The organism is Thiohalocapsa sp. (assembly GCF_022340605.1).
GTDB lineage: Bacteria > Pseudomonadota > Gammaproteobacteria > Chromatiales > Chromatiaceae > Thiohalocapsa.
This window is the reverse complement of sequence record NZ_JAJDNQ010000171.1, coordinates 1-13259: the sequence shown is the minus strand read 5'-3', so window position 1 is coordinate 13259 and position 13259 is coordinate 1. Positions and strand designations below refer to the sequence as shown.

Annotated in this window: 7 protein-coding genes and 1 pseudogene; 7 read left to right on the top strand and 1 reads right to left on the bottom strand. The window is 67.6% G+C overall.

Annotation, left to right across the window (positions count from 1 at the left end):
- Positions 1-853 precede the first annotated feature (853 nt).
- The 7 genes and pseudogenes from LJE69_RS20860 to LJE69_RS20830 all read left to right on the top strand — a co-directional run.
- Complete coding sequence (locus LJE69_RS20860; protein ID WP_296927994.1) at positions 854-2524, top strand: NADH-quinone oxidoreductase subunit L; 1671 nt, start codon at positions 854-856, stop codon at positions 2522-2524.
- A gap of 42 nt (positions 2525-2566) precedes the next feature.
- Entirely contained in the window at positions 2567-5206 is a 2640-nt protein-coding gene (locus LJE69_RS20855) for a YbcC family protein (protein WP_296927993.1), read from the top strand.
- 303 nt (positions 5207-5509) lie between these two features.
- Positions 5510-6484 carry a PDC sensor domain-containing protein gene (locus LJE69_RS20850; protein ID WP_296927992.1) on the top strand — a complete coding sequence of 325 codons (975 nt, stop codon included), beginning with the start codon at positions 5510-5512 and terminating at the stop codon, positions 6482-6484.
- A gap of 288 nt (positions 6485-6772) precedes the next feature.
- Positions 6773-7627 carry a Mut7-C RNAse domain-containing protein gene (locus tag LJE69_RS20845; protein ID WP_296927991.1) on the top strand — a complete coding sequence of 285 codons (855 nt, stop codon included), beginning with the start codon at positions 6773-6775 and terminating at the stop codon, positions 7625-7627.
- Between the two features lie 1328 nt (positions 7628-8955).
- Positions 8956-9909 carry an ATP-binding cassette domain-containing protein gene (locus LJE69_RS20840; protein ID WP_296927990.1) on the top strand — a complete coding sequence of 318 codons (954 nt, stop codon included), beginning with the start codon at positions 8956-8958 and terminating at the stop codon, positions 9907-9909.
- Positions 9902-10729 carry an ABC transporter permease gene (locus LJE69_RS20835; protein WP_296927989.1) on the top strand — a complete coding sequence of 276 codons (828 nt, stop codon included), beginning with the start codon at positions 9902-9904 and terminating at the stop codon, positions 10727-10729. Before LJE69_RS20840 ends, LJE69_RS20835 begins: the two co-directional genes overlap by 8 nt.
- A gap of 166 nt (positions 10730-10895) precedes the next feature.
- Positions 10896-11099, top strand: a pseudogene (locus LJE69_RS20830) (Uma2 family endonuclease); the annotation flags it as partial.
- 100 nt (positions 11100-11199) lie between these two features.
- On the opposite strand, the gene LJE69_RS20825 reads toward LJE69_RS20830, so the two are convergent.
- On the bottom strand, positions 11200-12600 hold the full coding sequence (locus tag LJE69_RS20825) for a GGDEF domain-containing protein (RefSeq protein ID WP_296927988.1): 1401 nt from the start codon (positions 12598-12600) through the stop codon (positions 11200-11202).
- Between the last annotated feature and the right edge of the window lie 659 nt (positions 12601-13259).

Below are 13259 nucleotides of genomic sequence, written 5' to 3'. Positions count from 1 at the left end.
ACGCCGTGCGCCCGGCATCGAGCCGAGCGCACGGCGGGCCGGCGGGACGCCGGCGCTCCCAGTCGCGGGAGACTGTAAAAGTATTCGATGTAGGTCGGGTCAGCGCAGCGTAACCCGACGATGGGCGACGGTGCGCCCTTGATTGTCGGGTTACGCTATCGCTAACCCGACCTACGCTCACCTCGATTTCGGAGTCGGGAGCAATGCATTCACGGTCTCGCGGGCGTCGCCGCTCGATGGCCGCCACGCGGCTCGCGGCGGCCTGCGCGCGAGGCGCCTTGGCGCGGCTTTGCGTCGCGTGCGGAGACGACAGGACAGCGCGTCTGCGATGCGGCAGATCCGCTGCACTCATCTACCCAAGTGCAGCGTTTCTCCAAATCTTGCTTTCGCTGTCGTCGTTGTCGTTGTCGTTGTCGTTGTCGTTGTCGAGCATCCGACCAAGAACACGAACACGACCACGAACACAGACTTCCACCTGAGTCCTCGGCTCCGGCGCCACCGGGGTTGGCGCCCTGCAAAATTGCCTGACCAGGGGTGGTTTGCGGTTGCTTCTTCTTTCGCGGCTTCGCGTGAGCCGACCCCGCCGGACTCGCAACGCCAAACCCGCCAGCGTCGCGAGACGGACAAGACGCTCGGATCGCAGGGATTTTTCCGCAATGCGCAACGCCGATCCGGCACTTCGAACGGCAGGGAAGGCCGTAGCCCGCGTCTGTGCCGGGTCTACAGCCATTCCCGGCTAATCCATAGAGAAAAAATAATCTATAACGTCGAAAACTTAGATATTGTCTAAGTGACAAATGCAGATATGGTCCACCCCGTGCCCCGCCGACGAGGGCTTCACGAGGAGGAGACCATGTCCGCGACCGTCCTGACCGCAACCACCGCCGCCGCGCTGGCGGCACCCCTGATCCTGTGGCTCGCAGGCAGCCTGCCGCGCGCGACCGCCGATCGCAACGGCGCGGCGGTGGCGAAGCTCGCCACCTTCGTCGCCTGGAGCGCCTTCGCGCTGTCGCTGCTGGCCTTCGCCGGCTACGCGATGGGGCCTGGCTTCGGCAGCGCCGAGACGCTTAGGCTTATTGCCGTGCCCCTGCCCTTTGGCATCGGCGACTTCGCGATCGGCGTGTTCGTCAACGCCGTGACGGTGATCATGCTGACGCTGGTGTCGCTGGTGGGTGCGGTGGTGACCACCTATGCCCGCACCTACATGGCCGGCGACCCGGGCGAGGGCCACTTCCACAAGTGGCTGCTGCTGACCCTGGCGGCGATCCTGACGCTCATCGTCTCCAGCAACCTGCTCATGTTCGCGCTGGCCTGGATGGCTACCAGCCTGAACCTGCACCGGCTGCTGCTGTTCTACTCGGATCGCCCGGCGGCACAACTCGCGGCGCACAAGAAGTTCGTGTTCAGCCGCATCGGCGATGCGAGCCTGTTCCTCGCCGTGCTGCTGATCGGCGCCTCCGGGCACACGCTGGACTTCGCGACGCTCTCGACTGCCATGGCGGACATCCAGGGCCCGCTGCCGCCGGCGCTCCAGACCGCCGCCTGGCTCATCGCGCTGGCCGCCATGCTCAAGTGCGCCCAGTTCCCGTTCCACGGCTGGCTGCTCCAGGTGATGGAGGCGCCGACGCCGGTCTCCGCGCTGCTGCACGCGGGCATTGTCAACGCGGGTGCCTTCCTGGTGATCCGCATGAGCCCGGTGATGTCGGTGTCTGGCCCGGCGCTGGACGCGCTGGCGGTAGTGGGGCTGGTGACGTTGGCGGTGGCATCGCTGGTGATGCTGACCCAGACCAGCATCAAGGTGTCGTTGGCCTGGTCCACGTCGGCGCAGATGGGCTTCATGCTGCTTGAGGCGGGCCTCGGGCTGTACAGCCTGGCGCTGCTGCATCTGGTGGCGCACTCGCTGTACAAGGCGCATGCCTTCCTGGCCTCCGGCAGCAGCGTGGACGCCTTCCGCGCGCCGGTGCTGAAGTTCAAGGGCGGCGCACCGGAGCCCTGGCACTGGCTGGTGGCCTTCCAGGGGGCAATCCTGCTGGCGCTGGTGGCCGGCTTCGCCTTCGGCGTGAATCCGGCCGAGCAGCCGGCGCTCATCGTCACCGGCGCCATCGTCGCCATCGCCACGGCGCAGTTGCTGCTCCAGGCACTGGTGCTGGAGGACAACGCCAAGCTCCTGCTGCGCGCGACGGCCATCGGCGCCTTCGTCTGCTTCGGGTACTTCGGGCTGCACGCGGCCTTCGAGCACGCGCTCATCGGCAGCGTGCGGCCGGTGGCGGCGGGCGGTGCGCTCGACCTCGGGCTCAGCATCGCCATCGTCGCGGTGTTCCTCGGCCTCATCACGCTTCAGCACCTGTTCACCCGCATCCATGGCCCGCTGCGCCAGGCGCTGCAGGTGCACCTGTACAACGGGCTCTACGTGGACGTGCTGGTGACTCGGCTGATGGTGCGCATTTGGCCCGTGCGCCGGCCCGCCGCACCAGCGCGAGCGCCCGCCATGCCGGCGTCCGCGACCGCAACAGCCGAGGCCTGACCGACCGCCGCAACACGCTCCGACTGAATGAGGATTGCAACCATGCACCCGAGAGACCTGCGCTTCGAGGATCAGGGCCTGGACTACCGCCCGCGGGACGCGGCCACCGAGGGCTGCGCGCCGCTGGTGCCGACGGATGCCGAGCCGGTGACGCCCGAGCTGGCGCAACGCATCGACGCCGCCTGCAACCGCATCGCCCCGGTGTGGCCGCTGGACCGCTTCGTCGCCGTGAACCCCTTCCACGGCCTGGTGAGCCAGCGCTTCGAGCAGGCCGCGGCGACGCTGCGGCGCATCGCCGACGCGCGCATGTACATGCCGCGCGGCTGGTACCACGAGCAGCTCGAGGCCGGGCGTATCACCGACGCGGACCTCGCCGAGGCAGCCGCGCTCTGCGGCAGCGAGCTGACGCCGCGGGCGCTGCGCGGGGCCGCCGCGGCCGAACACGAGGCCCCCGCTGGGGGGGTGCCGCTGCTGACCGCGCTGGTGGACGAGCTGGACGCGGACGAGTGGTCGAGCTTCGTGGTGGAGCGCATCAGCCATCACTGCGCCGCCTATTTCGACATGGGCCAGGCCACCTGGAAGCGGCCGTGGGAAGGCATGTCGCTGTATGCCTCCTGGCGGCGCTTCGCGGCGCTGGACTACAGCCTCACCATGATGGGGCAGGACGCCATGCGCGCCCGGGTCAAGGCGCTGCCCGAGTCGCCGCGCGCCTGCATCGCCTCGGCGCTGGGCCGGCTCGGCATCCCGGCGGCCGCGGCGTTGGACTACATGCACGCGGCGCTGATGGACATCGGCGGCTGGGCGGCCTGGACGCGGCTCCTGCGCTGGGAGCGGGAGCTGGCCGGCGGCAGCGACGACAGCATCATCGAGCTGCTGGCCATCCGCCTCGCCTGGGACGTGCTGCTCTACGAGCACAAGGCGACGCCCGCGCTCAGCGCCCGCTGGCGCGAGATCTGCCGGCGACTCGGCCGCGGCGAGGACGATGCCGGCGTCGGTGGCAACGGCAATGGCAACACCGACGCGGAGGTGGAGCACGTGCTGCTGACGGCGCTGGAGCAGGGCTATCAGCGCCGGCTGATCGCAGACCTGGGCAAGCAGCAGGGCACCCGGCCGCCGGAGACCCGCCCGGCGGTGCAGGCGGCCTTCTGCATCGACGTGCGCTCGGAGATCATCCGCCGCGCCTTCGAGACCGTCTGCCCACGCGGCCGGACCATCGGCTTCGCCGGCTTCTTCGGCGTGCCCATGGAGCACGTGCCGCTCGGTGCCGTCGAGCCGCGAGCCCACCTGCCGGTGCTGCTTAGCCCCAAGTATCAAGTCTGCTCCGAGATCCACGGCGCGGATGAGCACGCGGCGGAAGAGGCACTGGCCACCCAGCGCCGGCGCACCGGACTCGCCAAGTCCTGGAAGGCGTTCAAGATGGGGGCGTCGAGCTGCTTCAGCTTCGTGGAGGCGGCGGGCATCCTGCTCTATGCGCCGAAGATCCTCGCCGACAGCTTCGGCTGGAGCCGGCCGGTGGCGGCACCGGACGACCTGCGGCTGGACGCGGCCACCGAGCGCCGGGTCGGCCCGAGCCTGGATGCGCCGCATCACGGTAGCTGCGCGCACCAGCATGCTCACGCCGGGCACGCTGCCGGCATCCCGCAAGCAGACCGCGTGCCGCTGGCCGAGGGCATCCTCCGCGCCATGTCCATGACGGACAACTTCGCGCGGCTGGTGCTGCTGGTGGGCCACGGCAGCACCGTGGTCAACAACCCGCACGCGGCGGGCCTCGACTGCGGCGCCTGCGGCGGCATGACGGGCGAGGCCAGCGCCCGCATCGGCGCCGCGCTGCTGAACGACCCGGCCGTGCGCCGCGGGCTCGTCGAGCGCGGCATCGAGATCCCGGCGGACACCTGGTTCATCGGCGCCCTGCACGACACCTGCGTGGACGAGGTGCGGCTGTTCGACAGTGACCGGCTGCCGGCAGACTACGCCGAGGAGCTGGCGGAGCTGAAAAGCTGGCTCAAGCAGGCGGGCGAGCTGACCCGGTTGCAGCGGGCGGCGCGGCTCGGGCTGGAGAACCGCTCCCTGCAGGCGGTCACGGCCAATCTGCGCCACCGCAGCCGCGACTGGGCACAGGTGCGGCCCGAGTGGGCGCTGGCCGGCTGCGCCGCCTTCATCGCCGCACCGCGCGAGCGCACCCGTGGCCTCGACCTGGGCGGGCGCACCTTCCTGCACGACTACGACTGGCAGCAGGACGCGGGCTCAAGCGTGCTGGAGCTGATCATGACCGCGCCCTTGGTGGTGGCGAGCTGGATCAACCTCCAGTACTACGGCTCCACCACCGACAACCGCCGCTTCGGCAGCGGCAACAAGGTGCTGCACAACGTCGTCGGCGGCGCCATCGGCGTGCTGGAGGGCAATGCTGGGGACCTGCGCGTGGGCTTGGCCCTACAATCGCTGCACGACGGCAAGCGCTGGATGCACGAACCCATGCGCCTGTCGGCCTTCCTGGCGGCGCCGCAGGCGGCCATTGACGACATCATCGCCCGCCACGACCTGGTGCGGCAGATGCTGGACAATGGCTGGCTACACCTGTTCCGCCTGGATGATACGGGGGACGACGACGGCGGCATCCACCGACGCGTGCCAGGCGCGGGCTGGCAGCCGGTGCGTCAGGAGACCCTCGCTGCGGCCGCCTGAGCCTCGCCCGGCCCGGGGCGCCGAGCAGCCTGGGGCCGCCGAGTTGCCCGGGGGCGCCGAGTTGCACTCGGCTGTTTTGGGCCGCCGAGTTGCACTCGGCAGCAGCCGTCGCGGGCTCGATGGCCGCGACGGCTGCTCTGTGGGGGCGTCGTGGCGCGAGCTTCATGACGTTTGTCGGACGCCGTGACGCCGCCGGCGCGGCATCGAGCCGCGCCGGCGGCGAGCCGAGTACAACTCGGCGCTCCAGCCGAGTGCAACTCGGCGGCCCAGCCGACGCCGCTACGCGATCACGAGAGGATCACCATGAGCGAAGCACTCCAAGCCGCCATCGCCCGCCAGCGCATGCTGCTGCACGACCGCCTGGCGGGCCAGCTGGGCCGGCTGGTGACGCCCTGCCGGGAGGCCTGGGGCGACCGGGCGGCGCTGGAGGACCTGCTGGATACCGCGCTGAGGGAGCTCCCGGCCTGCAAGTACCTCTACGTGCTCGACCAGGACGCCCGGCAAGTGACGGCCAACCTGTCCCGTGAGGGCCGCATGCCGGAGCAGTACGGCCGCGACCGCGGCCAGCGGCCGTACATGGCCGACGCGCTGGCGGGGGCGGAGTTCTCGCTGTCGGCGGCCTATCTGAGCCGCAACCAGCGCCGCCCGTCGCTCACCGCCATCCAGCGCGTCACCGCCGCCGACGGGGCGCTGCTGGGCTTTTTGGGCGCGGACTTCGACCTGCGCGAGCTGCCGCTGACCCGCGAGCTCTACCGCCAGCCGGATCAGTGGGTACAGCACAAGGGCGACCCGGCCATCCGCGGCGCGCTCTTCTATCAGCAGCGCGTCGAGAGCCTAATGGACGCCCGCATGGACCCCGTGCTGGAGCTGGTGACGGAACTGCTCACCGCCCACGGCGTCTTCCACAGCAAACTGCACTTCTCCAGCTCCCGCGCCACCATTTGGTCGCTGGACGATCCCCACCGCTACCGGGTGCTGGACTTCGAGGACCTGAACAACCCCAACACCCTCCTCGCCTACCCACGGCGCGACTACCCAAGGGACGCCGCGATCCCGTCCGGGCGCATCGCCGATGTCTTCCGCGCCTTCAAGGGCCTCAGGCTCATGGACGAGAACATCTACTTGCGCTCCGGCTCGCTCAACATCTTCAACGGCATGGTGGCGCTCAACTTCAGCTGCGACGGCTCGCACTACATGCGCTGGGACGAACTGCTGGACAAGGACATGGACTTCTGGATCGGCAACGGCATCTCCGAGACCACGGCGCGGCTGGACTAGTACAGCGTTTCACCTAACTTTGCCTTGGTTGTCGTTGTCGTTGTCGAGTATCCGATTACGACCACGACCACGACCACGAGGGAGCCCGGTCTCGGAATTTCCGCAGCGAAGCACTAGGGCAGCCGCACAGGTCGGGCCGACGCCAGGAGGCCCGACGGTTCCGTGTGGGTGTGCAGCTCCGCGGCGGCCCACTCCATGCCCGATCAGCGCGCGCCAGGGCATGGCCACGTCGGTCAGCGCTGCCGCCGGCAGGCTCGACACCCGTGCTCTGACAAGCGTTCCTGATCCATGAGCATCGAATTGGGGATAACCGGCAGCGGTGCAGACGCCACTGAGGCCGGGTACGGTTCGGCCGACGGGGGCGGCGCCCGGCTGCCGGGCGCCAGCGCCGGCCCCGCCCATGCGACGCTGCGCTGCTATGCGGAGCTGAATGCGCACCTGCCTGAGCGCTGGCGGCACCGCGACGTGCCGCTGGGCTTCACACCACCGGTGACAGTGGCGCAACTGCTGGCGGCGCTCGGCATCCCGCCCGCCGACGTCGAGCTGATCCTGGTGGACGGCGCCTCTGCCGGCCTCGACGCCCCGGTAGCGGACGGCGCCAGGCTCAGCCTCTACCCGGTGTTCGAGCGCTTCGACGTCGCCCCGCTGCTCCGGCTGCGCGATACGCCGCTGCGCACGCCACGCTTCCTGTGCGACACCCACCTCGGCAAGCTCGGCCGGCGCCTGCGGCTGCTCGGCTTCGATACCCTGCTCGCCCAGGACGCCAGCGGCGAGGACCCCGGCGACGACGCGCTGGTACGCCTGGCCAGCGAGCAGCACCGCATCCTGCTGACCCGCGACCGCGCCCTGCTCGCCCGCCCGAGCCTGACCCACGCCCTGGCGGTGCCCCAGGCGCCGGTGGACGCGCAGCTGCGGGACCTGATCGAGCGGCTGCACCTGCAACGGGCCGCCGAGCCCTTCACCCGCTGCACCTGCTGCAACACCCTGGTGGAGCCCGCCGACCCCGCCGAGCTGCCCGCCCTGCCACCCGGCGTGCTGGCCCGCCAGGACCGCTTCTGGCGCTGCCCCGGCTGCGGACGGGTCTATTGGGAGGGGAGCCATCACCGGCGGCTGCGGGGATTGGTTGATGACCTGCTGCAATAGTGGCCGTGTCCGGTCCCAGGGTTGAGGAAAACGGCCTTAATCACACCTCCATCCAGTGCCGTGGCCCGGTGGGAGCGGCGTCCTCGCGGCGATTGGGCACCCGTCGCGCCGAGGACGGCGCTCCCACGGCGGCGGGCCAACTTGTGATCGGCGCCAGGGAAACGCCGGCCACCCGCCGAGGGACCGGAGCCTGCCGGCATGACTGACGCTCACATCCCCGCGCTGCCCCGCTGAGCATTGGCTGAGCATTCGCTGACGGGGCCGTCCACGCTTTGGTCAGCCACCACCCCCTAGGATGCAACCATGCCGACCGCAAGGCGGCTGAGTGCACATCAAGACTGCGACAGGGGTAACCGCCAATGACTGCTCATGCGATTCTGGTCCGCCCTTTCTTCAGCCAACCCGCTCCCGCTGGCGCCACGACCAGCGTGCGCCCGCCGCGGCCGCGGCCGCGGCCTGCGAGACTCGTTGCCATCGCCGGCAGCGAGCAGGCTCAGGGTTCGAGCCGGCAAGACCGGGAGCACGCGCTCTCCATCGAAGAATCGATTCGTCGTTACGTGGAAAGCCAGCCACCGCAACTCTATCGCGGCGGGGCCTGACGGGTCCCGCGCCGGTGTCACGGCATGGCTGGCCATTGCCCTTGCCACCGCTGCCCGTTGCCGCTGCGCGAACCGCCGTGACGCCGCCGACGCGGCGTCGAGCCGAGTCGACGGCGGCCCGGGGCACCGAGTTGCATTCGGCGCACCGCCGGCGCGGCGCGGTGTCGCGCTGGTGGCGTCGGGGCACACGCCACTGCAATGCCCGACGCGGGGCAACGCCCTCATCCTTGGCAAAGCGTCCGCCGCGGGCATCAAGCCCGCGGCGGACGCGGCCGAGTGCAACTCGGCGGCCCCAGGTAGCCGACTGCAAGTCGGCGCCCCCAGGGATCGGCGCCCCCGGGAGTCGGCGCCCCATGCTGGCCGGGCTCGCTGCGCGCAGCGTTGCAAGTGGCGCGTCGAGCCTGCACCTTCCAGAGAACTTATGCCGGCGCGGCCCCCTATTGGCGGCATGCGTCAATGCCATCGCTATGGCGCCACGTGGCGGTATTCGCGGCAGATGACCTTATTGCAAAATCATTGCATGCCGATTGCGATATCAAGGTTTCTCCGATGTTCGGACCGAGAATGAGCAACTGATAGACTGGCAGCAGTCCTGGTACCGGCAGCCCTGGCCTACCACCCGCAAATTGTGCTGCCGATCATCTTCTATACTCTCGCCCAGCATCTGGCCGCCTCGATCAGCAATCGCCATTACCTCGTTCAGAAGACACTGAAAGGGCTGCTGCTGTGGTGAGCGCAAACAATTCCGCCCCGGCAATCCTGATCGAGCAGCTCGTGAAGCGCTACGTCGGCTCAAAGGTGCCGGCGGTCGATGGCATCGATCTCGAGGTGCATCGGGGCGAGATCTTCGGCCTGCTCGGCCCAAACGGGGCCGGCAAGACCACCAGCATTGGCGTCTGCACGACGCGCGTCAATGCCACCTCGGGCCGCGTCCGGGTGGTGGGGGTGGACGTCGCCGCGGCGCCGGCCTTGGTCAAGCGCTTCATCGGCGTCGTCACCCAATACAGCACCCTGGATCGGTCGCTGACCGCCTTCGAGAATCTGGTCTTCCACGCGCGCTACTTCGGCGCCGGCCGCCGCGAGGCGCGCCGCCGCGCCCAGTCGCTGCTGGAGCGCTTCCAGCTCGCGGACTCCGCGCGCCGCATGCCCGACCAGCTCTCGGGCGGCATGGCGCAGCGTCTGCAGATCGCGCGCGCCATCGGACACGGACCCCTGGTCTTGTTTCTGGACGAGCCCACCGCGGGCCTGGACCCGCAGAGCCGCCTGAGCCTCTGGGACCTGGTCCGGGAGCTGCGGGAGGAAGGCACGACCATCCTGCTCACCACGCACAACATGGCCGAGGCGGACGAGTTGTCCGATCGGGTCGCCATCATCGACCACGGCCGTATTCTCGTCTGCGATACGCCGGCGCAGCTCAAGCAATTGACACCAGCGGCGACGGAGATCCATCTCGTTGTGCGCCAGGTGCCGACACAACTGCTCGCGGCGCTGCGCGCACTGCCGGGGGTCGACTCGGCGGTGGCGGAGGGTGACGGCATCCGGATCTTGGCCGCCGACCGCGGCGGCCTGCTGCAAGAGGTGGTCGAGGCGGCGCATGGCCACGAGTTGCGCCATGTCTCCATCCAGCAGCCGACGCTGGAGACCGTCTTCATCAAGCTGACCGGGAGGGCGTTGCGTGACTGACACCGCGGACATCGCAACGGGCGGTCGCGTCGGCGTTTATAGCCGTGCATTCATCGGCCTTTTGGCTCGCGACACCCGCGTGCTGCGCCGGGACTTCATCGCGTTCCTGCTGCGCACCGTCATGAACCCGATCCTGTTCACCTTCGTCTTCGCCTTCGTCTTCCCGAAGATCGGCGAGCAGTTTCACCCCGTTGGCCGCGCGGATTTTGCGACCATCCTGGTGCCGGGGCTGATCGCGGTGGCCATGATCTTTCAGGGCATCGCCGCGGTGGCCCTGCCGCTGGTCAATGAATTCGGACGCACCCGGGAGATCGAGGACCGCGTGATGGCGCCATTGCCGGTCGCCGGCGTGGCCCTGGAGAAGATCGTATTCGGTGCGATGCAGAGCATCGTCGCCGCGCTGGTCGTCTTTCCGGTCGTCGCCGTCATTCCGGCAACGCCCGTCACGATACAGGTCGCGAGTTGGCCCCTGCTGGTCGGCGTACTGCTGCTGGCCGCGCTGATCTCCGGGGCCTTCGGGCTCGCCATCGGCACCCTCTTCCGCCCGCAGCAGGTGCCGCTGATCTTCTCGATCATCGTCATCCCGATCACCTTCCTCGGCTGCGTCTACTACCCTTGGGAGCTTCTCTCGCCCCTGCCGGTCTTGCGCTACGCCGTCCTCGTCAACCCGGTCGTCTACATCAGCGAGGGCCTGCGCGCCGCGCTCACGCCCGAGGTGCCCCACATGCCGCCGGTGGTCTTTCTCGGTGCCATGGCGGGGATGCTGATCCTCCTGATCGCCATCGCGATCCCGCTGTTCGTGCGTCGGGTGAAGAGCTGACTACTGCAAGACTGCGCAAGTCCCGACACCGTCTCAGATCCTTGTCGTTGTCGTAAGACACCCATCGGCGCCGCGGCGGTGCGGCGCATCAAGCGCAAAGCCGACTGCCCCGTCTCTGGTTCCTAAGCGCCGCGTGGGAACCCCGCCCAGGCCCGCTGCGCGCCAGCCGGGCGGCTGGTGGATCATTGACAGCCCCGAGTTGCACTTCCTGGTGGATGTCGAAGTCGATGCGCCAGACATCGCCGGCCGGCGGCGCGAGCGCATGTCCCACCTCCCCGACGGACACCGCTTCACGGTGGCGCCGGACTGGATCTGCGAGGTCCTGTCGCCATCCACCGAGAGCAAGGACCGCGAGATCAAGATGCCCATCTAGCAGCGACTCCAAGTGCGCCGGCAACGTGGGAGCGCCACTGCCTTTTGTGGCGCGACGTGTTTAGCACGCGGCGCAGGAATGAGACGACTCGCATCCTTCATGCGCTCGCTCGGACGGCGTTGCGTCCGGCCGACTTGGCGTTATAGAGCGCGGCGTCGACACGCTTAAACCATTCCTCTCTCGTCTCGGCGGGTCTAAGCTGTGCCACACCGCAGCTGATCGTTACTGTGTCGACTTCCGGGAAGGGCTGTCCCGACACGAGCTCGCGTAGCTCTTCCGCCATACTAGCGGCGGTGCTGACGTCGCACTGCGGTAGCAGCACCGAGAATTCCTCGCCTCCCCAGCGCGCCAGCGGATTCGCCAACCCGAGTTTGTTCCGTAGCCGCCGACACAGCTCGACCAGCACCTGGTCTCCCCGCGAGTGCCCATAACGGTCGTTGATCGACTTGAAGTGGTCGACATCGAGCAGAAGTAACGACACCGGCTCGCCGCAGGTTTGTGCATGCAGCATCTCTAACGCCGCGGTCGCCTCGAAGTGGCGTCGGTTCCCGGTGTCAGTGAGCAGGTCAGTGGTGGCGAGGCGCTTGAGCTCCGCGTTGGCCGCCGCGATCTCGTCGTGGGCCTGCAAGAGCTCCCGCTCGTAGCGCTTGCGATCGGTGATATCAGCGAATGAGACCAGCACTAGGTCTTCAATCATCACTATGGCGCAGAGCACGTCGACAATGCGACCGTCCTTACATGTCAATCGAAATTCCTTCCGCTCAGGCGTGGCCGGCTGTCGGCGCATATTTTCCAGCGAATCCGCCCATGATCGAAGCCTGACGGCGCGGTATTCTTCATCAGGATAAAACAGCTTGAACCACTGGTCCATGGTCGAAATTTCGCTTTGCGCGTAGCCGAAGCTGTGCACGAACTCTTCGTTGATATAGAGCACCCGCGGCTCGTGACGCCCAACGCCGCAGACGATGGCCATAGGAAGATTGTCGAGCACGCTGCGCAGAAACGACTTGCTGGCGAAGAGCCGTTGCAGTCGGTATTCTTCCGTGAGCTGCAACTGCCCTTCGATCAGATCGCGCATTTTGGACATGAGCGACTCGATCTCGGGAGACCAGGCATTCTCCTTGTCGTCGAGCAGGCAGATGGTTCCCATGAGATTTCCGTCGGGGAATCTGATGGGGAAGCCCAGGTAGTAGGACAATCCGTATTTGAGATCCGGATTATTGTTCCAACGGTCCGAGTCCAAGGCGTTGACAACGAGAAGCCTGTCCTGGCTTTTGATTACTGTCTCGCAATACAGGCCTGAGTCGGCGAGGCGCTCCCTATCACCGACGCGATACGGGTTGTTCTCGGTATTGCTCGAAATCAGAACCGCAATATCCTCATCGACTATCCGCATGATCAAGCCGGCGCGCACCCCGGCCAGACGCACTACCAGATTGATGATATCTTGCCATTCCCGGAGGACGTCATCCGGAAAGTCGCGCTCTACCGCATTCATTACGCTTCGTTTCGGCGAGCTTCCAGAGCTCGTTTATGATCCCGGCAACGGGAAATGGGGCGCATCGGAGTTACCCCGCCGCCGGAATTTGGGGCGTGCACTCATTGAGTGTATGGACAGTCCAGTCAGTTGAGAGTCGGCCACGACTCACCCTCGCTTCGTCGCACGCGGCGACTCAAACAAGGCCATTGTCAGCCGTGTTCCTCCTATAGGCGTCTACGGCATCCGTGTCGTTGGGATGACCGGGGCTTTCGGGGTCGCCGACGCGGTCGGGCGCCGCGGGAATCAGCCTATTTCTGTCTTCAGTTGTGGTGGAAACCCCCATCAAGACAATACCTAGATGCCACGACGCGTCACCTTTGTCAAGCCGATGACATGCAGGTCATCGCCGCGTCCCGTATACGTTATGAAGACGAATTTCGCCACAGAGGAGCGAGCGTCCGGTCTCTCGTCGCACCTTGGGGTGCACCGGCTAGCGGTAGCGACAGGTCGTTGCTATTGCTCATGGTTCCAGCACTGGGCGGATGCAGCTGGCCAGAACGCTGACGGTCACGCGCCGCTGGAGCCGCGCAAGCGGTATCACGACACTGGAGCGCCGTAATTAGCAAAATTCCTGTGCCTTCAGGGTAGCGCGCTGTTGCAAGTGCTGAAGTTACTGG

What these genes read in the sequence shown, in the direction of transcription:
- LJE69_RS20860 (WP_296927994.1), top strand. Translation starts at nt 854, where the DNA reads ATGTCCGCGACCGTCCTGACCGCAACCACCGCCGCCGCGCTGGCGGCA.
- LJE69_RS20855 (WP_296927993.1), top strand. Translation starts at nt 2,567, where the DNA reads ATGCACCCGAGAGACCTGCGCTTCGAGGATCAGGGCCTGGACTACCGC.
- LJE69_RS20850 (WP_296927992.1), top strand. Translation starts at nt 5,510, where the DNA reads ATGAGCGAAGCACTCCAAGCCGCCATCGCCCGCCAGCGCATGCTGCTG.
- LJE69_RS20845 (WP_296927991.1), top strand. Translation starts at nt 6,773, where the DNA reads ATGAGCATCGAATTGGGGATAACCGGCAGCGGTGCAGACGCCACTGAG.
- LJE69_RS20825 (WP_296927988.1), bottom strand. Translation starts at nt 12,600, where the DNA reads ATGAATGCGGTAGAGCGCGACTTTCCGGATGACGTCCTCCGGGAATGG.